The sequence below is a fragment of the Desulfuromonas sp. CSMB_57 genome, from assembly GCF_020194955.2.
Lineage (GTDB): Bacteria > Desulfobacterota > Desulfuromonadia > Desulfuromonadales > Syntrophotaleaceae > JAFCIY02.
The window spans coordinates 20,536-44,492 of sequence record NZ_JAFCIY020000036.1 but is presented as its reverse complement, the minus strand read 5'-3'; the positions used below and the strand labels follow the sequence as shown (position 1 = coordinate 44,492).

Genomic DNA, 23,957 nt, shown 5'->3' with positions numbered 1-23,957 from the left:
AACCTCCTTAGCAGACGTACTGAACCTGCAGGCGATCGGCGACGGCCTTGTCGGTGGAGACCAGGCAGTCGGAACGGCCGACGGGCAGGGAGGAGTTGCCGATGGGGGCCATGAGCTTACGCAGTTCCACGTCCATGGCCAAAAAGTAATTGACGATGTTCTCGGCAACCCGCTCCGGATCGAGGCGTTTGGCCAATACTGGTTCCTGGGTGGTGATGCCGGCCGGGCAAAGTCCGGTGTTGCAGGCATTACAGCGGCCGTGGTCGTTACCGAGGCAGCCGGCCATCTGCAGGATCAGCTTGCCGGTGAAGACGCCGTTGGCGCCGAGGCAGAACATCTTGAAGGCGTCGGCCGCCAGGTTGCCGGTCTTGCCGAGGCCGCCCGCCGCCCACAGGGGAATCTGGCCCTGCCGGCCCTGGGCCACCGCGGCCAGGTAGCAGTCGCGCAGCTTGCTCACCACCGGGTGGCCGGTGTGGTCGAGAGAGATGTCGTGGGCCGCGCCGGTGCCGCCGTCGATGCCGTCGAGGAAAAACCCGCCGACGATGTTGTAGGGGTCGCGCACCAGGTTGTTGAACACCGACACCGAGGTGGCGCTGGCCGCCACCTTGATGGCCACCGGCACGCGGAACTTGAAGGCGGCGTTGAAGGAGAGGAACATCTTCTGCACGCTCTCCTCGATGGAGTACAGACCCTGGTGGTTGGGCGGCGACAGCAGGTCGGTCTTGGGCACGCCGCGAATCGCCTGGATGTGGGACGCCACCTTGGCCGCCATGAGCAGGCCGCCGTCGCCGGGCTTGGCGCCCTGGCCGATTTTGATGAGCACGCCGGCCGGATCCTCGACCATGTGGGGCATGGCCTTGATGATGCGATTCCAGCCGAAGTGGCCGGAAGCGATCTGCAGGATCATGTACTTGAGGTACTTGCTCTTCAGCAGTCGCACCGGCATGCCGCCTTCACCGGAGCACATGCGCACCGGCAGGCCGCATTCCTCGTTGAGGTAGGCGACGGCCATGGCCACCGCTTCCCACATGCGCCAGGAGAGGGCGCCGATGGACATGTCGCCGATGATGACCGGATAGATCCAGCGCACCGGCGGGGTCTGGCCGCTCTGCTCCAGGCGGTTCTCGCCGACCTGTTGGAACGGCAGGCCCTTGGCCGGCAGGATGCGGCCCAGGGGTGCCCGGCAGTCGAAGGTATGACGCTGGGCGTCCAGGCTCGGGTCGGTCATCTGCGAGATGCGGCCGACGCGGATGGTATCCAGGGTGCGGGCCTGGTTTTCCAGGTTGTTGCGGCCGCCGCGTTTCGGGCCGCTGGCCGTTGCCGTCTGATAGACGACGTTGAAACGGGAGTCAGGATTGCGCTCCGCGCGGATGGCGCTGTTGGGGCAGACCCGTTCGCAGACGCCGCAGCCGCGACAGAAATTTTTGATGACATTGCGCTGGGCGATGACCGGCTGGGCCGAAAAGCGGGTTTTCGGTTCCGGGGTTTCGCTTTCGGTGTAGGTGATCCGGCGCCGTTCCATCTTGGGGCCGATGGCTTCGAAGGTGCAGGCCGCGATGCAGGATCCGCACAGGGTGCAGCGAACCGGATCGTAGTGGATCTTCCAGGGCAGATCGTTGCAGGCGAGGTCGTTTATTTTTACTGTTTCCATCTCTGGACCTCCAGGGTGTCGTCGATGACTACGATTTCACGTTCATTGGGGTAGATGTCCGTCTCCCAGTTGCGGTCCGGGAGTACCTCGTTGATGCCGCAGGCTTCGGAAGAGATGACCACCGTGTCCGCATCCCGGCCGACCACCACCGGCCGCAGTTTCTTGGCGTCGCAGCAGGTGAACAGGGTGTTGTCGGGCAGCACGCCGATGATGGTGTTGGGGCCGTTGATTTCCAGGTGCGCCAGGGACTGGCGCATGGCCAGCAACTGCTGCTGATCCTCCCGCTTGACCACGTCCTCGAAGGGCAACGGTGTAATCACGTGCTTGTAGTAGGAGAGCGGCCAGCCGAGTTCCCGGTGCAGGTAGTGCAGGGTGTAGAGAAAGCACTGGGAGTCTGACTCGAAGCCGATGTAGCCCCGGTTCAGGGACTGCTGGAATTCCTTGTTCTTTTGATAGAAGGTGTTCTCGCCGTTGGCCAGCGCGGTGTAGCCCTGCAGGAAGAAGGGATGGGCCGCATAGCGGACGATGGCGTAGTTGGTGTTCTGCCGGCATTGGGCGGTGATCACCTTGGCGGTGAAGTTGTCGTCCGCCTTCCAGAGGTTGAAGAAGGTGCCGATGTCCCGCGGATCGCCGATCTCTTTCAGGGTGATGACGTCCGGCCAGAAGGAGTAGGCGAAGCCGGTCTCGTTCTCCTCCAGGGCGGCCCGCAGCTGCAGGCGGGTGCCGACCAGCAGTTCTTCCTTGACCTTCGGTTCCGCGGTCCGATAGGGCTCCGGATAATCGAAGGTCTGAAACACGTAATTGGGCATGGCCATGATGTCCAGGCCCGGTTTCCGATTGGTGTCCGGTACCCATTGATAGACCCGGCGGAACCCCTTGGCGTGCAGCAGGTCCTCGGCAATTTTCAGGCCGGTATCGGTACAGGCCAGCGACAGGGTGGGCAGATGCTTGTAAGCCTCGAAGATGCCTCCCAGATCCTGCATGACCATGGCGAAACCGGAGTTGTCATGGCCTTCCTGCTGTGATTGCATCAGCAGCAGGGCTTGGCTGGGATGCACGTAGTGGCGACTTTTGATGGCTCCTATGCGACACATGTAATGCAACCTCCTGGTGACGGGTGTAAACGGAATTGGCCGGCCCAAATGGCCCGGATACTACTCTTTAGCAAATTGAATGCCAATATGGAGATGCGTGCCGAGAGTCAGTGTGTTCTTGGTTGCCTGATTTAAAAACTTGTAAAAACAATAATTTATACTTGAATGGCGTGGAGTTGGGGGATCGTCTGGAACGTCTGGGGATGGGCTGGTGGCAGGACGGTCTACACTGAGTGTGTTGTTTGATTACTTAAAAAATTGCCCGGCGCCTCCGGGAGCAGAGGGCCGGGCCAGCACCCGGGGTGGGTAAGGTTTGGTCCGGCTCCGGCCGCCAGGGCCGGCTCGGAGCCGGAATGTTCGTGAACCGACGCGGTGGCTTTGGTTTAGTTAGCGGTGACGTACCTTGCTGGAACCCTGCCCGAACTCCGGGTAGGCCTCCAGGCCCAGTTCGGTGGTGTCCGAACCGGCGTATTCCTCGTCTTCGGAAACCCGAATGCCGACGGTGTACTTCAGGGCCAACCAGACCAGAGAGGTGCACAGGACGACAAAGGCACCGATGGAGGCCACGCCGAGCAGCTGGATGTGGAAGCTGGCTTCCGGATTGGTGAAGGGCACCGCCAGGGTTCCCCAGATGCCGCACACCAGGTGTACCGACAGGGCGCCGACCACGTCATCGATCTTCAGCCGGTCAAAGAAGGGTACGGCCAGCACCGCCAGGCAGCCGCCGACGGCGCCGATGAGGATGGCGCCGAGGGGGGAGGGCGTGACGGGCCCGGCGGTGATGCTCACCAGGCCGGCCAGGGCGCCGTTGAGGGACATGGTCAGGTCGGTTTTTTTGTACAGGATCTGCAGCAGCAGCATGGCGGCAATCAGGCCGCCGCAGGCCCCCATGTTGGTATTGATGTAGACCGTGGACTGTTCAAGGATCGCGTCGACGGTGCCGAGGGCCAGGGCCGAGCCGCCGTTGAAACCGAACCAGCCCATCCAGAGAATGAAGGTGCCGAGGGTGGCCAGGGTGAGATTGGAGCCGGGAATGGCGTTGACGCTGCCGTCCTTGCGATATTTGCCTTTGCGGGCGCCGAGAATGATGGCACCGGTCAGGGCCGACCAGCCGCCGACGGAATGAACGATGCTGGAGCCGGCATAGTCGGCAAAGCCCAGGTTGCTCAACCAGCCGCCGCCCCAGGTCCAGGAGCCCTGGATGGGGTAGATGATGGCGGTCAGTACGGCGCAGAAGGTCAAAAACGGCCAGAGCTTGATGCGCTCGGCAACGGTACCGGAAACCACCGATGCCGCCGTGGCGACGAACACCATCTGGAAAAACCAATCCGACCCGGCGGTGTGGCCGAGGGCGAAATCCCCGCCCTTGGCGGCGGCATCGTCGGCGAACCAGAGGCCGAGTTGGCCGATGAAGCCGCCATCCACCCCGCTATACATGAGGTTGTAGCCGATGAGGTAATAGAGCACGCTGGCGATGGCAAAGATGGCGATGTTTTTCAGGCAGATGATGGCGACGTTCTTGCTCTGCACCAGGCCCGATTCGAGCATGGCGAAGCCGGCGGCCATCCACATGACCAGGACGCCGCTGATCAGAAAGGAGAAGGTGTTGAGGATGAAGGTGACGTCGCTGACCGGAGCCTCTTCGGCCAGGGCCAGGGCGGGCGTGAGAAGCACGGCCATGATGGCAAGTTTCCATATTCTGAACATTGTTTGACCTCGTTGTGAAAGCGTTGAAAAGGTTGGGCGAACCTGGGCACTGATATGGCGGTGGTTCAGTATGATCCGGTTCCGGATCGGCTTCGGGTCGGAATCGGGGGCGACCAGGCCACGGCCCGGCAGGTTGCAGCCAGGGCCGATAGGTGCCGGGACGCCGGGGGGGTGCAAAAAACACAACCGATGCGGGTCATTGCTCAACCTCCGTTGCTCCGTTGCATGGGAATGAAAACCGGACCCGCAGTCATTGCGGCGCCCTGAGACCAATCCATAGGCAAGCACCGTACCAATAATTTATAATTGTGATTTCAGTGTGTTGGGTGGCGGTCAGGGAAAAGATGGAAGGTTTTTGCCTAAAAAAAGGGCAGGGCTGCCTGGGATCCAGGCGAAATGAAGCGGGCCGTCATCGAGGATGACGGCCCGCGGTCATGGTTGGCAGTCGGCAGAACTTGGTGGTCCGAAAACACGGCCGCCGACAGGGGCCGCCGGATTTTTTAGACGGGTTCGATCCAGCCGTGGTTGTCGGCCAGGCGTCCATACTGAATGCCGGTCAGGGTTTCGTACAGTTTCAGGGTGAGGGGGCCGACCTGGTTGTTGTTGATGGTGACGGTGCGGTCCCGGTAGGTCAGTTGGCCGACGGGACTGACCACCGCCGCGGTGCCGGTGCCGAAACTCTCGCTGATGCGGCCGTTGGCGGCGCCGTCGAGGAGTTCGTCCACGCTGAGGGCCCGTTCTTCCACCGCCAGGCCCATTTCCCGGGCCAGGGTCAGGACCGAACGCCGGGTGATGCCGTCGAGGATGGTGCCATGCAGCGGCGAGGTGACCAGGGTGCCGTCCACCACGAAACAGATGTTCATGCTGCCGACTTCCTCGACATAGCGGCGTTCCACGGCATCGAGCCACAGTACCTGGTCGAAGCCGCGTGCCGCCGCTTCCTGGGCGGCCAGCAGGCTGGCGGCATAATTGCCGCCGGTTTTGGCTTCGCCGGTGCCGCCGGGCGCGCTGCGGGTATAGCTGTCCGAGATCCAGATTTTGACCGGTTGGAAGCCGCCCTTGTAATAGGGTCCGACGGGCGACAGGATGACGTAACAGTAGTAGCGGGCGGCGGGCTTGACGCCCAGTACCGCTTCGGTGGCGATCATGGTCGGCCGGATATAGAGACTGGTGCCCTCGCTGCGCGGCACCCAGTCGGCTTCCAGGCGAACCAGGTCCTTGATGGCACGCAGGAAGAAGGCCTCATCGACCTCCGGCATGCACATGCGCCGGGCGCTTTTGTTGAAGCGATGAATATTGTCCGCCGGACGAAACAGGGCGATGCTGCCGTCCTGGCGCCGAAACGCCTTGAGGCCTTCGAAGATCTCCTGGCCGTAGTGCAACACCAGGGCCGCCGGATCGAGGGTGAAGGGACCGTAGGGCTTGATGCGGGCCGAATGCCAGCCTTGGCCGGCATCGTATTCCATGAGGAACATGCGGTCGCTGAACTGGCGGCCGAAAACCAGTTTGGATTCATCGGCGAGGCGCGGTTTCAACGTCTCCAGGGGACAGATTTCGATATCCATGCAAAAGGCCTCCATTCCATGGCAGGATTGCCGAACAATGCTCGATGTTTAGCATAATTAAACAAGGCCTGCAAGGGCTTTTGCCGGGTTTTTGCGCCGTTGCGGCGGCGTCGGATAGGGCCTGGCGATCAGGCGGGAAGGCCGAGAAATTCCAGGGTCGAAGCCAGGGTGCGGTTGACAATCTGCTCGGCGGCGACGCCGGCCTCCTCCAAGGCCTGGAGGGCATCGTCGAAATAGCCGATGCCCTGGGCGATATGGGCGTCGCTGCCGAGGGCGACGGGGGTGCCGAAGCGGGCGCAGAGTCGCGCGATGTGGCGGCAATTGTCGGCACTGCCGGCGCGGCTCATGGAAAAGGAGGAATTGTTCAGTTCCAGGGCGGTGCCGGTAAGGGCGGCATGGCGGGCAATGACTTCGTAGTCGAGGGGATACTCGGGGTTGCCGGGGTGGCAGATGATGTGGGCCCGGCGTTTATCCATCAGGGCGAGAACGGCGCGGGTGTTGTCCCGCATGCCGCGCTGATCGAAACCGCAGGCCGGATGAAAGCCGGCCAGGATCAGTTCCAGTTGATCGAGCATGGTGTCGGGCAGGTCCAATTTGCCGATGGCCACGATGTTGGCCTCAACACCGCGCAGGATGCGAACGCCCCGCAGGTAGGGGGGGATGAAATTCAAGGTCGCGAAATGATAGTAGTGGGGGCCGCCCGGCAGGGCCGGACCGTGATCCGTCATGCCGACGGCTCTGAGGCCCCGTTCGGCGGCCTCCAGGGCGATTTCGTTGATGGTGCTGAAAGCGTGACCGGAGGCCACGGTATGGACATGGAGATCGGCCTCGATGGCGAGCTTTTCGAGCATGTTGGGGTATCCTTTCTTCGGGTCCGGATTCGGTGGCGAATCGCGGATTCGGCGATGTTAGCATACCGGCCGGCGGGTTTCAAATCCCCTCTCCGGGCGGCCGGCAGCGACCGGATTTCGGCCGCGGCCGCGGGCAAGGTTGTTTCCCGGGGAAAGACCATGGTATAAACGCTGACCTTGTAAGCATTTTACCCATGGATGTTACGAAATTATGAAATTAGACCAGTTGTTGCAGCAGGTCGCCCGGCCCTCCCGCTACCTGGGCGGCGAGCGCGGCAGTGTCTGCAAGGATGCGGCGCAGGTCGAGGTGCGTTTTGCCCTCGCCTTTCCCGATGTGTATGAAGTCGGCATGAGCCACATCGGTTTGCCGCTGCTGTATCACCGGCTCAATGCCCTGGCCTGGGTGGCGGCGGAGCGGGTCTACGCACCCTGGCCCGATCTCGAGGCACGCATGCGCGCCGCCGGGTTGCCGCTGGAGACCCTTGAAACCAGTCGCCCCCTGGCCCGGTTCGATGCCGTCGGCTTTACCCTGCAATACGAACTATCCTATACCAATGTGCTCAACATGCTGGATTTGGCGGGCCTGCCGCGCCGCCGTGCGCAGCGCAACGCGGACCATCCGCTGATTGTGGTCGGCGGTCCCGGGGCCTTCAATCCCGAACCCCTGGCCGACTTCATCGATTGTGCCGTGGTCGGTGACGGGGAGGAGGCGGTGGTGGACCTGGCCGAGGCGCTGCGGGTGTCGAAGGCGGCCGGCGAGGATCGGGCCGCTCTCTATCGGCGCCTGGCGGCCATCGAAGGGGTTTACGTGCCGGCCCTGTTCGCCGTCGATTATCAACCGGATGGCCGTCTGGCTGCCATCCGGCCTTTGCGGCCGGGCTACGAGCAGATTCGGCGGCGGGTGGTGGCAGATCTGAATCGCGCCTTCTATCCGACCCGGCCCATCGTCCCCTTCATGAATACGGTTCACGATCGGGTGGCGGTGGAGATTGCCCGCGGCTGTACCCGCGGCTGCCGCTTCTGTCAGGCCGGCTTCATTTCGCGGCCGGTGCGGGAGCGCAATCCGGCAACCATCTCCGACATCATCGCTGCGGCCCTCGGTTGTTCCGGTTATGAAGAAGTTTCCCTGCTCTCCCTGTCGACGGGGGACTACAGCCATATCGGCGAGTTGCTCAAGACGCTCATGGATCGCTACCGCGAACAGCGGGTGGCTCTGTCCCTGCCCAGTCTGCGGGTCGGTTCCCTGACCGGGGAGTTGATGGAGGAGATCCGCAAAGTACGCAAAACCGGCTTCACCCTGGCGCCGGAGGCCGGCAGCGAGCGCCTGCGCCAGGTGGTCAACAAGGGCATCACGGAAGAGGATCTGCTGGCAACGGCGCGTACCGCCTTCGGGCTGGGCTGGCGGCTGATCAAGCTCTATTTCATGATCGGCCTGCCCACGGAAACGGCCCAGGACCGGGCCGCCATCGTCGATCTGGCGGCCCAGGTCAAGCGCGCCGGCAAGGGCAGCGGCGGCGCCGACGTCAATGTTGCCGTCTCGACCTTCGTGCCCAAGCCCCACACCCCCTTCCAGTGGGAGCGGCAGCTGAGCATGGCCGAAACCCTGGCCGAGCAGGAGCGCCTGCGGGAGGCCCTGCGCGGCAAAAAGCTGCGCTTCAAGTGGCACGAAGCACCCATGTCCTTTATCGAAGGGGTTTTCGCCCGCGGCGACCGGCGCCTGGGCGCGGTCCTGGAACGGGCCGTGGAGCTGGGCTGCCGTTTCGACGGCTGGCGCGATCACTTTCGCTTCGATCTCTGGCAGCAGGCCTTCGCCGACTGCGGCCTGGATCCGGACTGGTATCTGCGGCAGCGGCAGCCGGACGAGGTGCTGCCCTGGGATCATATCGACAGCGGCATCCCCAAGGCCTTTTTCCTGGCGGAGCGGGAACGGGCCCTCGCCGGCGTCTATACCCCGGACTGCCGCCACGGCGACTGCGCCGGCTGCGGGGTGTGCGATTTCGAGACCCTGCGACCGCAACTGGCGGTTCCCGATTTCGTTGCTGCGGAGCAGGCGCCGCCGGAGACGGCGGCCGAGCAGCCGGCCAAGGTGCGGCTGTTGGTGAGCAAGGCCGGGGCGGCCCGGTTCGTGAGCCATCTCGAATTTATGACCGTGCTGCATCGGGCCATTCGCCGGGCGGACATTCCGGTGCGGTTTTCGGCCGGCTTTCATCCTGCTCCGCAGGTGTCGTTTCCCGATGCCCTGCCGACCGGAGTGGAAAGCGACGCCGAGGTCATCGACATCAAATTGTCGCGGCCCATGGCTGCCGAGGTATTGGCCGCGGCGCTGAATGCCGAACTGCCGGGAGGCTTTGCCGTTCTGGGCGCCGAGGAGGTGGCCTGGTCGACGCCGGCGCCGTCCTGCTGTATCGCTGCCTCGACCTATCGCATTCAATTGCCGGAAGGGCTCGAACAGGGCCTGGATGACCGTCTGGCGGCTTTTCTGACCGCTGCCGAGGTGCCGGTGGAGCGGCTCAAAAAGGGCCGGTTGCAGACCCTTGACCTGCGCGCCGGGGTGCTGGAGGCGGAGCGCCGCGACGGGGCCTTGTGGCTGACCCTGAGCAAGGGCAGTCCGGTGCCGGTGGCGGCCTGGCTGCTGGCGCTGAATCAGGATGAGGTAGCCCATCTGCCGATACGCAAGCTGTCGGTGCGTTTGCACTGAGCTGCGGCTCGGATGCGAAATCTGGTTTATAATTAGATTCATTGTCTTGCAGACGACCGGGGCAGCGCATGGCTTTAATCCCTTGCCGTCAGGCATTTTCGATTTCTTTGCTGCACAGGGAGGTTTCATGACCAAGGAACTGGTCATCAATACGACGTCCCACGAAACCCGGGTGGCGCTCCTCGAGAACAGCCACATTGCCGAGTTGTACATCGAGCGTACCCGGGAACGGGGGATTGTGGGCAACATTTACAAGGGACGGGTCATTCGGGTCCTGCCCGGCATGCAGGCCGCCTTTGTCGATATCGGCCTGGAAAAAGCGGCTTTTCTTTACGTAGCGGATGTGCTCGATGAAATGAAGGCGGTGGAGCGTTTCGTCGATGAAGGCGACAACGGCGTCCGGTTGCCGGAAGAAGACGGCCGGGAGGTGGCGACCCTGCCGCCCATCGAGAATCTGCTGCAGGAAGGGCAGGAGGTGCTGGTCCAGGTTTCCAAGGAACCCATCGGCACCAAAGGCGCCCGTATCACCTCCCACATCTCCCTGCCGGGAAGGCATCTGGTCTACATGCCGACGGTGGACCACATCGGCATTTCGCGACGCATCGAAAACGAAGAGGAAAAGGAGCGTCTGCGCGGTATTATCGAGGCCATCCGGCCGCCCGGTTCCGGCTTTATCGTCCGCACCGCCTCGGAAGGCAAAAGCGAGGAGGACCTGCGCGCCGATCGCGATTTTCTGGCCGGTCTATGGCAGGACATCACCTCCATCCGGGACAGCAACAAGGCACCCTGCCTGATCTTCTCCGATCTCGATGTGACCAGCAAGGTATTGCGTGACATTCTCACCGAGGACGTGCAGCGCATCGTGGTCGACTCGCGGCGCGAACACGACAAGATCATCCGCTTCATCGAGACCTTCATGCCCCGCCTGCAGTACGCCATCGAACACTACCAGGGGCAGGAACCGGTGTTCGACGCCTTCGGCCTCGAAGTGGAGATCGCCCGCGCCCTGGGCCGCAAGGTTTGGCTGAAAAGCGGTGGCTACATCATCATCGAACAGACCGAGGCCCTGACTGCCATCGACGTCAACACCGGGCGCTTTGTCGGCAAGCACAATCTGGAGGACACCATCCTCAAGACCAACCTGGAAGCGGTACGGGAGGTGGCCTACCAGTTGCGGCTGCGCAACATCGGCGGGCTGATCATCATCGATTTCATCGATATGGAAAAGGAGGCCCACCGCGAAAAGGTGCACATGGCCCTCGAGGAGGCCCTCAAGGGGGATCGCGCCAAGACCAATATCCTGAAGATTTCCGAACTCGGTCTGGTGGAAATGACCCGCAAGCGGGTGCGCGAAAACCTCACCCGGACCCTGTGCGAGCCTTGCCCGTACTGCGAAGGCAAGGGCTACGTCAAGAGTCGGCCGACCATGGTCTATGAAATTTTCCGGGAACTGCGGCGTGAAATTCTCCATCGCGCCGAACGCCAGGTCACGTTGCTGGTGCATCCCGCGGTAGCGGCCCTGATCTGCGACGAGGAGCGGCAGGCGGTGGATGAACTGGAAAGGACCTTCGGCAAGCAGATTGTCATTACCGCCCGCTTCGATTTTCACCAGGAACAGTTCGAGCTGGTTTCCAGCTGAGGTTTTCCCTTGACAGTCGGAAAGTTCCGGATCTATAGTGCGCCTTCGGCGAAAGCCAGATAAAAGGGAAAGTGAGGTGAACGGGTATGTATGCGGTGATCAAGACCGGAGGAAAGCAGTACAAAGTTTCCGAAGGAGACCTGGTGAAGGTCGAAAAGCTCGCAGGTGCGGTTGGTGACACGGTGGAGCTGAACGAGGTCCTCATGGTCGGCGGAGAAGAGGTTAAGATCGGAACACCTCTATTGCCTGGCGCGAAAGTCGTCGCCCGCATTGTCGAGCAGGACAAGGACAAAAAAGTCCTGGTGTTCCACTCCAAGCGGCGCAAGGGCTATCGCAAGACCTACGGACACCGTCAGCCCATCACCCGCCTGAAAATTACAGGCATCGAGGCGTAAGGAGTATCCATCCGGCATTTGCGGATGGACGCAAAGGAGGTTTTCCATGGCTCACAAGAAAGCCGGTGGCAGTTCCAAGAACGGTCGCGACAGCGCCGGCAAACGCCTGGGCGTCAAGCGCTTCGGCGGTCAGCAGGTGACGGCGGGCTCGATCCTGGTGCGGCAGCGCGGCACGACCATTCATCCCGGCAACAATGTCGGGTGCGGTAAGGATTACACCCTGTTCGCCCTCATCGACGGCGTGGTGAAGTTCGAACGCAAAGGCAAGGACAAGAAAAAGGTCAGTGTTTTCGCCGGATAAGACGTTCTCTGCGAACGGCTTTACCGGTTTGTCGACCTGCTTGAGAAAGGCCCGGGGTTCCCTATGGAGAGCTTCGGGCTTTTCTGCTTTTTCTGTCTGCGGCTGAAACGAATAAACGGAATCCATGAAATTTGTCGATGAAGTTAAAATCCATGTGGTCGCCGGTGATGGCGGGCGCGGCTGCCTGTCCTTCCGCCGCGAAAAGTTCATCCCCCTGGGCGGACCCGACGGCGGCGATGGCGGCAACGGCGGTGAGGTCCGATTTCGGGTCGACGAGGGTCTCGGCACCCTGCTGGATCTGCGTTATCAGGTGCACTACAAGGCGGAGCGCGGCGGGCACGGCATGGGCAAGAACCGTCATGGCCGTAACGGCGCCGATCGCGAGATCCGGGTGCCGCCGGGCGTGCTGGTGTACGATGACGCCACGGGGGAACTGCTGGCCGATTTGAAAGAGGCCGGCCAGACCTTCGTGGCGGCCCGTGGCGGTTTGGGCGGACGCGGCAACGCCCGCTTCGTAACCAGTACCAACCGGGCGCCGCGCCATGTGCAGCCGGGGCTCCCGGGGGAGGAGCGCTGGTTGCGGCTGGAACTGAAGCTGCTGGCGGATGTCGGCCTGGTGGGCCTGCCCAATGCCGGCAAATCGACCCTCATCGCGGCGGTATCCGCGGCCCGACCAAAAATAGCCGACTATCCCTTCACCACTCTGGTGCCCAATCTGGGGGTGGTGCGTTACGGCAGTTTCAAGAGTTTCGTCATGGCCGATATCCCGGGCCTCATCGAAGGGGCCAGCGAGGGGCACGGCCTCGGCACCCGTTTTCTGCGCCATGTGGAGCGCACCGACCTGTTCCTGCATCTGCTCGATGTTTCCGAATTGCTGCCGGACCAGGCCCTGGAGCGGTTCGACATGATCAATCAGGAATTGGCCCGGCACAATCCGCAACTGTTGGAGAAACCGCAGTTGGTGGTGCTGACCAAGCTCGATGTCTCCGAGGTGCGCGAGCAGGTGCCGGAGGTGCAGGCGCTGTTTGCCGCTCGCGGCCGGCGTTGCTTTGCCCTCTCGGCGGTGACCGGCGAAGGGGTGAAGGAGCTGGTCCACGTTGTAGGCGAACAGCTGGAGGCCTTGCGGCGCCCGGCGGAAACCTCTTCCGGAACCCCGCCGATGCCTTGACAAGGGCTTTGGCCGGTGACTAGAATCGTACCGGTTTGAGCACTGTTCAACAGCTGTGGAGATGGGTCTTGCGCCCCCACGCCGAGGGCCGCATGAACCCATGCCTGGGGCTTGGCGGTTGCCCTCCGGGCGCCAGGCACCTACGGCGTGGAGGGCACGAGACCTGTTGGCGAACAATTGCCCGGTTTTTTAAACAGCCATTACTGCCAACTCCGAAAAGGAATCGAGGGATGCGCGGGGAACTTCTCGGCTCGGTCAAAAGGGTCGTGGTGAAAGTCGGCAGCGGGGTTATCTTCGGCCAGGACGGGCTTGACCTGGAGGTTATCCGGGCCCTGTCCAAGGACATCTGTACCCTGTGGGACCAAGGCATGGAGGTGGTCCTGGTCTCGTCCGGGGCCGTGGCCACGGGCAAGGGTGCCCTGGGCATCGTCGGCCGGCCGCCGACCATCGTTCTCAAGCAGGCCGCCGCCGCCATCGGCCAGAGTCGCCTGATGCGGGCCTACAAGGAAGCCTTTCAGCCCTACAACCGGGTGGTGGCGCAGATTCTGCTGACCGGGGATGACCTGGCCAACCGGCGCCGGTTTCTCAATGCCCGCAACACCCTCATGACCCTGCTCGAATACCGGGTTACGCCCATCATCAATGAAAACGACACGGTGGTGGTTCAGGAAATCCGCTTCGGCGACAACGACAACCTGTCTGCCCTGATCACCAGCCTGGCGGAGGCCGATCTGCTGGTGATCCTGTCCGACGTCGACGGTCTTTACGACAGCAATCCCAAGACCAACCCCGAGGCGCGCAGACTGTCCCTGGTGGAGCAGGTGACTCCGGAGATCGAAGCCATGGCCGGTGGCGCCGGTTCAATGGTCGGCACCGGCGGCATGGCCACCAAGGTCGAGGCCGCCAAACGCGCCAGTCTCTATGGGGTCGGCACCATCATCGTCAATGGTCGTCTGCCGGAAATCCTGCCGCGCGTTCTGGCCGGCGAGGAGTTGGGGACCTTCTTTCTGCCCGTGCGGCAGCGCCTCAGCTCCCGCAAGCACTGGATTTCTTTCTCCAAGCGCAGTCGCGGCACCCTGCTGGTCGATGAGGGGGCCCGCCGGGCGTTGTTGGACAAGGGCAAAAGTCTGCTGCCTTCCGGCATCAAGGCCATGGAAGGCCATTTCGAACGCGGTGATGCGGTGCGTATCTGCGATGAGCAGAAACGGGAAATCGCCAAAGGCATTGTCGGCTATTCGAGCCAGGAACTGCTCCGTATCATGGGGCACAATTCGGCCGAGATCGAAGCCCTGCTCGGCTACAAGTACGGCGACGAAGTGGTGCATCGGGACAACATGGTGGTGGCGGTACGCTGACCAGCGAGACTGTCGAGCAAACGAACTAAGTCAGCAGCCATGGAGCAGGTTTTCGCGCCCCGGTCAGCGGGGGGGCTCCGAGGCCGTCAAGTGAGCAGTTACAAGGAGACAAACAATGACCCTGCGGGAGGAAATGCTGCAGTTGGCCGGCCAGGCCCGGGACGCGTCGAGAACTCTGGCGCAGCTGTCCACCACCGTCAAGAACGATCTGCTGCGGCGCATGGCCGAGGCCCTGGAGCGGGAAACACCGGCTCTCATCGAGGCCAATGCCAAGGACCTCGCCAACGGCCGCGAAAAAGGCCTGTCCACGGCCATGCTTGATCGGTTGCGCCTCGATGCGGACCGTATCAGGGCCATGGCGGACGGTTTGCGGGAAGTGGCGGAACTGCCCGATCCCGTCGGCGAGATCACCGGCATGTGGCGCCGTCCCAGCGGCATTCAGGTCGGTCGCATGCGCATTCCCCTGGGGGTCATCGGCATCATTTTCGAGTCGCGGCCCAACGTCACCGCCGATGCCGCCGGTCTGTGCCTGAAGAGCGGTAACGCCGTGGTACTGCGCGGCGGCTCCGAGGCGATTCATTCCAACGTCGCCATCGGCGCCATCCTCAAGGGCCAGTTGACGGCCATGGGGCTGCCGGACGGCGCCCTGCAGGTGGTCACCACCACGGATCGGGCGGCGGTGACGGAACTGCTGCAGCTGGAGGAGTACATCGATCTCATCATTCCCCGCGGTGGCGAGGGGCTGATCCGCTTTGTCAGCGAAAACTCCCGCATCCCGGTCATCAAGCACTACAAGGGGGTCTGCCATACCTTCGTCGACGCCGATGCCGACCTCGACATGGCGGAAAAGATCTGCATCAACGCCAAGGTGCAGCGACCGGGGGTATGCAACGCCATGGAAACCCTGCTCGTTCACCGGGCGGCCGCGGCGACCTTCGTGCCGCGCATTGCCGCGACCCTGGCCGCCCTCGGTGTCGAACTGCGCGGTTGCCCGACCACCCGGCAGCATGCCCCGAACATCAAGGCGGCCGTCGAGGAGGATTGGGGCGCCGAATTCCTGGATCTGATCCTGGCGGTCAAGGTGGTCGACGGTCTGGATGAGGCCATCGCCCATATCCAGCGCTACGGCTCCCTGCACACCGAGGTCATCGTCACCCGCGACTATGCCAATTCACAGCGTTTTCTGCGCGAGATCAATTCCAGCGTGGTGATGGTCAATGCCTCGTCGCGTTTTTCCGACGGCAACCAGTTCGGTCTGGGCGCCGAGATCGGCATTTCCACTACCAAGCTGCATTCCTTCGGTCCCATGGGTCTGGAAGATTTGACCACCCGCAAGTTCATCGTCTTCGGGGACGGCCAGGTCCGGGCCTGAGGGTGACCGCCAAGCTCGGCATTCTGGGGGGCACCTTCAACCCCATCCATCTGGCCCATCTGCGGGTGGCTGAAGAGGTGCGTGAACTGTGCGGGCTGGATCGGGTGCTGTTCATCCCGGCGGCCATGCCGCCCCACAAGGCCCTGGCCGACGACATCCCCTTTGCCCATCGGTGCGCCATGGTCCGGGCGGCCATCGCCGACCACCCGCAGTTCGCCGTCAGCGACCTGGAGGCGCGGCGGCCGGGCAAAAGCTATTCGGTGCGTACCCTGGAACTGCTGCGCGAAGAGTATCCGGATGACGAATTCTATTTCATCATCGGCATGGACTCCTACCGTAGCCTGGAGATCTGGAAGGACTATCCGCGGCTGTTCGACTTGGCCAACCTGGTGGTGGCGGCCCGGCCCGGCAGCGCCGGCGATGATCCCTTGCGACTGCTGCCCGTTGTCATCCAGGACCAGTTCTGTTACGATGACCAAGGCGGGCGGTTGCTGCATCGCAGCGGCAACCGGGTGATTTTTCTGAGCGAAACATTCCTCGATATCTCTTCGACCCATATCCGCAAGCTGGTGGCCGCCGGCCGTTCGCTGCGCTATCTGGTGCCGGCCGCCGTGGCCGACTATATCGACAGGCACGGTCTCTACCGTTGCCGTGAAAGGTGCTGAATTTTGCACGCCAAACAAGAAGCTCTGCTCTGTGCCGCCTATGCCCTGGAAAAAAAGGGCTTTGATCTGCGTTTGCTGGATGTGACGGGACTTTCCTCCCTGACCGACTTCGTGCTCATCGTCTCCGGCCGCTCCGACCGCCAAGTGCAGGCCATCGCCGAGTCCATCGAAACCGGCCTGAAAAAGGATCACGAACTGCGCCCCCTGGCGGTGGAGGGTCAGCAGGAAGGGCGCTGGATTCTCCTCGATTACGGGGATGTCATGGTGCATGTCTTTCAGGAGCCGGTGCGGCAGTATTACGATCTGGAAGGGCTCTGGCGACAGGCCCCGGAAGTTTCCATACCGGATGCCGAGCCCGAAACCGGTCGGACCGGGAGGGCATGAAGCTCAGCCTGGTCTGCGTCGGCCGCCTGTCCCTGCCCTATCTGCGCGATGGCGCCGAGGACTATGGGGGGCGCCTGCAGCGCTACCTGCCGATGCGGACGCTGGAGTTGAAGGAGGAGAAGGCGGCCCGGGCCGAGCCGGCCTATCTCCAGGAGCGGGAGGGCCGCCGCATCCTGGATAAGGTTCCGGACGGGGCCTGGGTCATCGCCCTGGACGAACGCGGTCGTTCCTACACCTCGGAAGGGGTTGCCGAGTTGCTGGGCAAGCACATGCTGCAGGGTACCGCCGAACTGGTATTCATTATCGGCGGCGCCTACGGGCTGAGCGACGCCGTCCGGCAGCGGGCCGACCTGGTCTGGTCCCTGTCGAGCCTGACCCTGACCCATCAGATGGCGCGCCTGCTGCTGCTGGAGCAGCTCTATCGGGGCCTGACCATTCTGCGCAATGAACCGTACCATAACCGTTAGCGCGGCGCATGCCGCCCGCTGTCCATAATCCCGGCGCAAGCCGGAGGCGGAGAATCGAGGAGCCGATCATGACCCTGATGGCATTTCTGTTGCTGGTGATCCTGTTTCTGGCCATGTTCATCTTCTTTTTCAACCTCAATCCGGAACAGGTCGCCATCATCTTCTGGCCCGGCCAGGAGGTCACCACCTCCCTGGCGGTTCTGGTGGTGGGCAGCATGCTCCTCGGGTTGCTGATCGGCTATCTGTTTCATCTGTACGGCGCCATCGCCCATCTGCTCAAGGATTGGCGGCGCAGCCGGCGGGAGAAAAAGGCCCGCTCTGTTTCCAGTCTCTACCAGCAGGGCAACGAGCGGATTCTTTCCGGTGACTTCAAAAAAGCCCGGCGGCTGTTGCAGAAGGCGCTGGATCTCGATGCTTCCCGCGTCGAGGTGGTACTGGCCCTGGCCAAACTGTACCGCTTGGAAGGCGCCGCCACGGAGAGCATCAGCTGCCTGCAGAGGGCTCAGAAACTGGCTCCGGACAATCTCGAAGTGCTGTTTCGGCTCGGCGAAGGTTATCTGGCCGGCGGCCAGACGGAAGAGGCGCTCAACGCCTATCGCGGCATTCTGGCCCTCGAAGGCGACAATGCCGAGGCCCTGCGACGGCTGCGGGATCTGCACATGCGCGGCGAGCGCTGGGGCGAAGCCCTCGATCTGCAGCGTCGCATCGTCAAGAAGGCGCCGGAAGCGGTGCTGGCCACGGAATCCGACACCCTCGCCGCGCTGCGTCTCGAGAAAGCCCGCCAAGCCCTTGCGGACAGCCGTTTCGATTCGGCGGCCGCGGAGCTGAAGTCGCTGGTCAAGGAGCGCCCCGACTATGCGCCGGCCCAGGTGCTGCTCGGCGATGCCCTGTGCGGTCTGCAGAACCATGAAGAGGCGGCCACCGTCTGGCAGCAGGGCTACGACCAGTTCGGCCAGGGCGTGTTTCTGTCCCGCCTCGAAGAGCTGGCCCTGGCTGCGGAGGACCCAAGCGGTTTGCTGGCTTTCTACCGGGCAGCAGCGCAGGCGCGGCCGGAGGATTTGCTTTTGCGGCTGTTCTACGGCAAGTTCTGCCTGCGCCTGGAAATGGTCGATGAGGCCTTGGAGCTGTTGAGCGAGATCGAAAAGAGCGGCGCCGACTTTCCCCAGTTGCACCATCTGCTGGCGGAAGTGCATGCCCGGCGCGATCGGCCGGAGATGGCCATTCGCGAGTTCCGCCAGGCCGTTGCGGCCAACGGCCGGCTGGCCTTTGCCTTTGCCTGCGAACGGTGCGGTGTAGAAACCGCCGACTGGCAGGGGCGGTGTCCGGCCTGCGGCGCCTGGGATGCCTGCCGCCTGGCGGGGCGCGAGTTCATCAAGCCGGCGCCGGCGTTGTCGCTGCGCGAGATTCACCATGGAGAAATCGGCGTATGACCAGCCAGGTACCGCGACCTGTTGCTCTGGTCATCCTCGATGGGTGGGGCATCAATCCCTCCTGTTCGCATAACGCCGTCTGTCTGGCCCGTACCCCGCGCCTGGATGGCCTGCTGCAGGACTGGCCCCACACCCGTTTGCGGGCCTCCGGCCTCGATGTCGGCCTGCCCGACGGCCAGATGGGCAACTCCGAGGTCGGCCATCTCAACATCGGGGCCGGGCGCATCGTATACCAGGATTTGACCCGCATCGGTCGCAGCATCGAAGAGGGGGATTTTTTTCGCAATCCGGTTCTGGTCGAAGTCATGGACAAGGTGCGTCGGCGGCAGGGCACATTGCATCTGATGGGACTGCTGTCCGACGGCGGGGTGCATTCCCATCTCAGCCACGTCTTCGCCCTGGTGGAGATGGCCCGGCAGCAAGGCATCGGGGAGTTGTGCATCCATGCTTTTCTGGATGGCCGCGATACCCCGCCGCAGAGCGGTGCCGGCTACCTGGCCGACCTGGAACGGGAACTGGCGCGACAGGGCCTGGGGCGGGTGGTGACGGTCATGGGGCGCTACTGGGCCATGGATCGCGACAACCGCTGGGAACGGGTGAAACGGGCCTATGCCGCCATGGTGCAGGGGGCCGGACCGCAATTTCCCGACAGCGCCGCGGCCATCACCGCAGCCTACCAGGCCGGCCAGACGGACGAGTTTGTCGAACCTTGCCGGGTGGGGGCCGGATCGGAGGGCGGCCTCATCGGGGATGACGACGGCATCATCTTCTTCAACTTCCGCGCCGACCGGGCACGGGAGATCACGCGGGCCCTCACCGAAACCGCGTTTCCCGGCTTTGACCGGCAGCGAAAGCCGCAACTGGCCGGCTTCGTCTGCCTGACGGAATACGACGCCACCTTCGAACTGCCCGTGGCTTTTCCCCCCGAGACCTATCCCAACATTCTCGGCGAGGTCGTGGCCGCAGCCGGGCGCCGGCAATTGCGCATCGCCGAAACCGAGAAATATGCCCACGTCACCTTCTTTTTCAACGGTGGCCGGGAAGCGCCTTTCGCCAACGAGGATCGGGTCCTGATTCCTTCGCCGCGCGAGGTGGCGACCTATGATCTCAAACCGGAGATGAGTGCCCCCGAGGTGGCCGCTGAACTAGTGCGTCGGGTGGAATCGGGCGAATACGATCTGATCATACTGAATTTCGCCAACCCCGACATGGTTGGTCATACGGGGGTCGAGGCGGCGGCGGTGCGGGCCATGGAAACCGTCGATGCCTGCACCGGGCAGGTGGCGGATGCGATATTGGCCGCCGGCGGCTGTCTGCTGATCACGGCCGATCACGGCAATTGCGAACAGATGGTCGATGCCCAGGGCGCGCCCCATACCGCCCATACTTCCAACCCGGTGCCGTTGATCCTGGTCGATCCGACCCGGCGCGAGGCGGTCCTGCGGTCGGGCCGACTGGCCGATTTGGCCCCCACCATCCTGGAGTTGATGGATCTGCCGGCGCCGGCCGAGATGACCGGACGCAGCCTGATCGAAGCCTGATGACGGCGCCGGGCGCCGGATGGCGAGGCTGGATGGCGGCCCTCCAAGGGGAACTGCGCGGCTTCCTCGACTGGTGGCTGCCGCCGGCCTGCCCCCTGTGCGGCCAGGTTCTCAGCGAACGGCCGGTACCTCCCGCCTGCCCTGCCTGTCGTACGGCAATCTCCCCCATCCCATCACCCCGTTGTCCCCTCTGCGAAGAACCTTTTCTGACCGAAGGTGGCAGCGACCATCTCTGCGAAGTCTGCCTGCGTCAGCCTCCGCCTTTCACCTGGTGCCGCAGTCTCGGTTGCTACGAAGATCTGCTCCGCCTGGCCGTGCAGCGGTTCAAATACCAGGAGGCCGTCGGCCTGGACCGTTGTCTGGGGACTCTGCTGGCGGAACGCTTGCGGGCGGCGGTGACCGAGTTTGCGCCCGCGGTGCTGGTACCCGTGCCGTTGCACCGGGAACGCCTGCGGCAACGCACCTACAACCAATCGCTGTTGCTGGCCCGGACTCTGGGACGACGATGGCATCGCCCGGTGGCGGCCCGGTTGCTGGAACGAACCCGGGCGACGCCTTCTCAACAGGGGCTTTCGGCCGAGGAACGTCGCCGCAATCTGCGGGGCGCCTTTGTCGTGCGGCAACCCCTCGACGGGGCCCGAGTGCTGCTCATCGACGATGTGCTGACCACCGGCGCTACCGCCCGGGAGTGTGCCGCCACCCTGCTGCAGGGCGGCGCCGAAGCCGTGGCCGTGGCGGTGCTGGGGCGGGCCCGCCGCCTGCGTTGAAGGACTCGCCCATGGTAGTACAACAGGGTATCGAACGACTTTTCCGGTCCTTGGCCGGATATTACGGGCCACTGCACTGGTGGCCGGCCGACAGTCCCTGGGAAGTGGTCCTCGGCGCCATCCTGACCCAGAACACCGCCTGGCGCAATGTCGAGCAGGCCATCGCCGCGCTGAAGGCGACCATTTCTCTAACCCCCGAAGCTCTTCTGCAACTGCCGCTCGGTCAGCTCGAAGCCTTGATTCGTCCGGCAGGATTCTTTCGTCAGAAGGCCGAGCGTCTGCAATTGTTCGCCCGTTATCTGGTGGAGCGGCATGGCGGAAGTCTTGCGACGCTCCTCGATGGCACCTTGGAGGCGGTACGGGCCGAATTGCTGACCCTCAAGGGAGTGGGTCCGGAAACCGCCGATTCCATCCTGCTCTATGCCGGCGGCCGGCCCTCTTTCGTGATCGACGCCTATACCCGGCGGTTGCTGGGGCGCTTGGGGCTGCTGACCGGCGGCGAGAGCTATGCGGAGATTCGCCATCTGTTCATGAGCCGGTTGCCCGCCGATGCTGACCTGTTCAACGAATACCATGCCCTGATCGTCGAGCATTGCAAGCAGTTCTGCCGCAAACGGCCCCTCTGCGATACCTGCCCCCTCCGCGTCGACTGCCCCCGCTATCTCTGAGCGTTTTTCACCTCATACCCGTTCCTGATGGTCTGCCGGATTGTCAACGGCTCTTCAAAGGCTAAACTTGAGGAAGGACTCCGCTTCGGACTGCTCAGGTGCAGGCAGATTGCTGACACGCGTACGGGAGGAACCGATGAGGCGGCGCAAGACTACCGGCCGGTTACGGATCAAGGCCATGGCGGTCCTGCTGTTGGTCGCAGCGGTGGTCGCCTGTGCTCCCGGCCGCGGCTATGAAGCCCTGCTGGTGCTGGCGGATATTGCCGCCGCCGGAGGGGACAGCCGCCTGCAAAGGCGCACCGCCCCGCCGCAGCGTCGGACCATCGAGTTTGCCGTCGAAGGGCGGGCCTACAACGGTGATCTCTATCTGCCGGCGGCGGTGCGTGCCGGCGTGGTCCTGGTGCCTGGTCTGGCCGAAGGGGGCAAGGATGACCCCCGACTGGTGGCCTTCGCCACCACCTTGGCACGGGCCCGCTTTGCCGTGTTGGTGCCGGATCTGGCCGAACTGCGGCGCCTGCGGGTGTCGCCGGACAACATCATCGAGGTGGCCGACGCATTTTCCTGGTTGAGCGAACAGCCGGAATTATCGCCGGCCGGCCGGGCCGGGCTGGTCGCCTTCAGTTATGCCGCCGGACCGGCCCTGCTGGCCGCCCTCGAGGAGCCCATCCGCGAGCGGGTGCGGTTCATTCTGGCGGTCGGCGGCTACCATGACCTGCGGCGGGTTTTGAAATTCCTGACCACCGGGTTTTATCGGGTAGCCGACGAGGAGCGCTATCGAAAACCGGAGGCTTACGGTCGCTGGGCTTTTCTAATCACCAATGCCGAACATATGTCCGACCCGCGGGATAGGACCCTGGTTGCCAGGTTGGGGGAGCGACGCCAGGCGGATGCCGATGCCCCCGTCGACGACCTGTTGGCCGAACTGACACCGGCCGGTCTGGCTATCTGGAACTTTGTCACCAACACCGATCCCGGGCGCGTTGCACCGCTTTTGGCCGCACTGCCGGAAGAGATTCTCGAGGAAATGACCGCCCTCAACCTGGCCGGCCGTGATATGTCCCGCTTGAGGGCCCAGGTGCTGCTCTTGCACGGCTATGAGGATCCCATGATCCCCTTCAGCGAAAGCCTTGCCCTGGCCGGGGCTTTGCCCGAGGACCGGGTGCAATTGTTTCTGGTGCATGGACTGCAGCATGTGGACATCGAACCCGGTCTGCCGGATCGCTGGCGTCTCTGGCGGGTGGTACGGGCCTTTCTGGCGGCCCGCGACGGGGTGCTGTGAGGCTGCCCAAAAAATCCCGTGGTTGCGGAATTGCGGGTGAAAAATTAAGCAGGTTGGGCAGAGGCGGAAATCGGACCGTATGCGGTGCGACATGCGTCGACACGGGAATTCCTTGTCATCTTTAGGGGTTTGACGGATTTTTTGCGAGTGCATGGGGCAGGCTTCGGCCGTATCCGGTCTGGTGCGTTGCTTGCACCTCGGTTATCCATGGACAATGGATAATCGGAAGGGAGGCGGCATGGCCCGGATCACAATCATGGAAGCGGGGCGCACCTACCCCTGGCTGGCTCACCGGCGGGGAGACTTTGGGCAATGGGTGGCGAACGGCCTGGAGGTCGGCGAGGGAGATTGTCGGCTGGTACCGGCCTGGGACGGTGGCCGGTTGCCCGACATGGACAGTTTGGACGGGGTGGTGATTACCGGTTCCCATGCCATGGTGACGACGCGGGAGCCTTGGAGCGAGCGGTTGGCGGACTGGCTGGCCGGGGCGGTGGCCGGCGGCATTCCGGTGCTGGGCATCTGTTTCGGTCACCAGTTGCTGGCCCATGCCCTGGGCGGCGAGGTCGGTTTCCATCCCGCCGGGCCGGAGGTGGGCACGGTCACCGTGCAGAGCCATCCGGCCGCCCGCACCGATGCCCTGTTCGCCGACCTGCCGCCATACTTCAGGGCCCAGGCTTTCCATTTTCAGACGGTACGAACCCTGCCGCCCGGCGCCCGTCTGCTGGCCGGCAACAATTTCGAGCCCCATCACGCCTTCGCCTATGGCGAAAGTGCCTGGGGGGTACAGTTTCATCCTGAATTCGATGCCGCGGTCATGCGTCTCTACATCGCCACGGAAGCGGCAACTCTGCGCGGGGCCGCTCGCGATCCGGCCGCTCTCCTGGCCGGTGTCCTCGAGACGCCGGTCAGTGCCGGCTTGCTGAAGCGGTTCGCCCGGCTCGTCGCCGAACGCTTCTGACG

The 23,957-nt window shown here is 63.4% G+C and carries 21 protein-coding genes; 16 read left to right on the top strand and 5 right to left on the bottom strand.

What is annotated here, in order from left to right; translation table 11 throughout:
• Nucleotides 1-7: 7 nt before the first annotated feature.
• The 5 genes from JQN68_RS10740 to JQN68_RS10720 form a co-directional block, all read right to left on the bottom strand.
• Nucleotides 8-1,651, bottom strand: coding sequence for a glutamate synthase-related protein (locus tag JQN68_RS10740; RefSeq protein WP_225072137.1), 1,644 nt, complete (start codon nucleotides 1,649-1,651; stop codon nucleotides 8-10).
• On the bottom strand, nucleotides 1,639-2,745 hold the full coding sequence (locus JQN68_RS10735; protein ID WP_225072138.1) for a class II glutamine amidotransferase: 1,107 nt from the start codon (nucleotides 2,743-2,745) through the stop codon (nucleotides 1,639-1,641). Before JQN68_RS10735 ends, JQN68_RS10740 begins: the two co-directional genes overlap by 13 nt.
• A gap of 387 nt (nucleotides 2,746-3,132) precedes the next feature.
• Nucleotides 3,133-4,452, bottom strand: coding sequence for an ammonium transporter AmtB (locus tag JQN68_RS10730; RefSeq protein ID WP_225072139.1), 1,320 nt, complete (start codon nucleotides 4,450-4,452; stop codon nucleotides 3,133-3,135).
• A 500-nt stretch (nucleotides 4,453-4,952) separates the two neighbouring features.
• Nucleotides 4,953-6,017 carry a branched-chain amino acid aminotransferase gene (locus tag JQN68_RS10725; protein WP_225072140.1) on the bottom strand — a complete coding sequence of 355 codons (1,065 nt, stop codon included), beginning with the start codon at nucleotides 6,015-6,017 and terminating at the stop codon, nucleotides 4,953-4,955.
• Between the two features lie 128 nt (nucleotides 6,018-6,145).
• Entirely contained in the window at nucleotides 6,146-6,868 is a 723-nt protein-coding gene (locus JQN68_RS10720) for a PHP domain-containing protein (RefSeq protein WP_225072141.1), read from the bottom strand.
• Between the two features lie 211 nt (nucleotides 6,869-7,079).
• Between JQN68_RS10720 and JQN68_RS10715 the strand changes: the two genes are divergently transcribed.
• From JQN68_RS10715 to JQN68_RS10640, 16 genes are all read left to right on the top strand, one after another.
• Nucleotides 7,080-9,566 carry a TIGR03960 family B12-binding radical SAM protein gene (locus tag JQN68_RS10715; protein WP_225072142.1) on the top strand — a complete coding sequence of 829 codons (2,487 nt, stop codon included), beginning with the start codon at nucleotides 7,080-7,082 and terminating at the stop codon, nucleotides 9,564-9,566.
• Nucleotides 9,567-9,693: 127 nt separating this feature from the next.
• Entirely contained in the window at nucleotides 9,694-11,205 is a 1,512-nt protein-coding gene (locus JQN68_RS10710) for an Rne/Rng family ribonuclease (protein ID WP_225072143.1), read from the top strand.
• Between the two features lie 86 nt (nucleotides 11,206-11,291).
• Nucleotides 11,292-11,600, top strand: coding sequence for a 50S ribosomal protein L21 (rplU, locus tag JQN68_RS10705; protein ID WP_225072144.1), 309 nt, complete (start codon nucleotides 11,292-11,294; stop codon nucleotides 11,598-11,600).
• A gap of 46 nt (nucleotides 11,601-11,646) precedes the next feature.
• Nucleotides 11,647-11,901, top strand: coding sequence for a 50S ribosomal protein L27 (rpmA, locus tag JQN68_RS10700; RefSeq protein ID WP_225072145.1), 255 nt, complete (start codon nucleotides 11,647-11,649; stop codon nucleotides 11,899-11,901).
• A gap of 124 nt (nucleotides 11,902-12,025) precedes the next feature.
• Nucleotides 12,026-13,069 (top strand): GTPase ObgE, encoded by a 1,044-nt coding sequence (gene obgE, locus JQN68_RS10695; RefSeq protein ID WP_225072146.1) that lies wholly within the window; start codon nucleotides 12,026-12,028, stop codon nucleotides 13,067-13,069.
• A 230-nt stretch (nucleotides 13,070-13,299) separates the two neighbouring features.
• Nucleotides 13,300-14,424 carry a glutamate 5-kinase gene (proB, locus tag JQN68_RS10690; protein WP_225072147.1) on the top strand — a complete coding sequence of 375 codons (1,125 nt, stop codon included), beginning with the start codon at nucleotides 13,300-13,302 and terminating at the stop codon, nucleotides 14,422-14,424.
• Nucleotides 14,425-14,539: 115 nt separating this feature from the next.
• A complete protein-coding gene (locus JQN68_RS10685) occupies nucleotides 14,540-15,796 on the top strand; it encodes a glutamate-5-semialdehyde dehydrogenase (protein ID WP_225072148.1) in 1,257 nt (418 codons plus the stop codon).
• Between the two features lie 2 nt (nucleotides 15,797-15,798).
• Nucleotides 15,799-16,461, top strand: a complete 663-nt coding sequence (gene nadD / locus JQN68_RS10680; RefSeq protein WP_225072149.1) for a nicotinate-nucleotide adenylyltransferase — start codon at nucleotides 15,799-15,801, stop codon at nucleotides 16,459-16,461.
• A gap of 3 nt (nucleotides 16,462-16,464) precedes the next feature.
• Complete coding sequence (gene rsfS / locus JQN68_RS10675) at nucleotides 16,465-16,845, top strand: ribosome silencing factor (RefSeq protein WP_225072150.1); 381 nt, start codon at nucleotides 16,465-16,467, stop codon at nucleotides 16,843-16,845.
• Nucleotides 16,842-17,312, top strand: a complete 471-nt coding sequence (locus tag JQN68_RS10670) for a 23S rRNA (pseudouridine(1915)-N(3))-methyltransferase RlmH (protein ID WP_225072151.1) — start codon at nucleotides 16,842-16,844, stop codon at nucleotides 17,310-17,312. The genes rsfS and JQN68_RS10670 overlap by 4 nt, the downstream gene beginning before the upstream one ends.
• Nucleotides 17,313-17,380: 68 nt before the next feature.
• A complete protein-coding gene (locus JQN68_RS10665; RefSeq protein ID WP_225072152.1) occupies nucleotides 17,381-18,742 on the top strand; it encodes a lipopolysaccharide assembly protein LapA domain-containing protein in 1,362 nt (453 codons plus the stop codon).
• Complete coding sequence (gene gpmI, locus JQN68_RS10660; RefSeq protein WP_225072153.1) at nucleotides 18,739-20,283, top strand: 2,3-bisphosphoglycerate-independent phosphoglycerate mutase; 1,545 nt, start codon at nucleotides 18,739-18,741, stop codon at nucleotides 20,281-20,283. The genes JQN68_RS10665 and gpmI overlap by 4 nt, the downstream gene beginning before the upstream one ends.
• Nucleotides 20,284-20,315: 32 nt before the next feature.
• Nucleotides 20,316-21,050: a ComFC family protein gene (locus JQN68_RS10655; RefSeq protein ID WP_225072154.1), complete on the top strand. Its 735-nt coding sequence runs from the start codon at nucleotides 20,316-20,318 to the stop codon at nucleotides 21,048-21,050.
• An 11-nt stretch (nucleotides 21,051-21,061) separates the two neighbouring features.
• Nucleotides 21,062-21,718: an endonuclease III domain-containing protein gene (locus JQN68_RS10650; RefSeq protein WP_225072155.1), complete on the top strand. Its 657-nt coding sequence runs from the start codon at nucleotides 21,062-21,064 to the stop codon at nucleotides 21,716-21,718.
• A 136-nt stretch (nucleotides 21,719-21,854) separates the two neighbouring features.
• Nucleotides 21,855-22,997 (top strand): alpha/beta hydrolase, encoded by a 1,143-nt coding sequence (locus JQN68_RS10645; RefSeq protein ID WP_225072156.1) that lies wholly within the window; start codon nucleotides 21,855-21,857, stop codon nucleotides 22,995-22,997.
• A gap of 238 nt (nucleotides 22,998-23,235) precedes the next feature.
• Entirely contained in the window at nucleotides 23,236-23,955 is a 720-nt protein-coding gene (locus JQN68_RS10640; protein ID WP_225072157.1) for a glutamine amidotransferase, read from the top strand.
• Nucleotides 23,956-23,957: the final 2 nt, after the last annotated feature.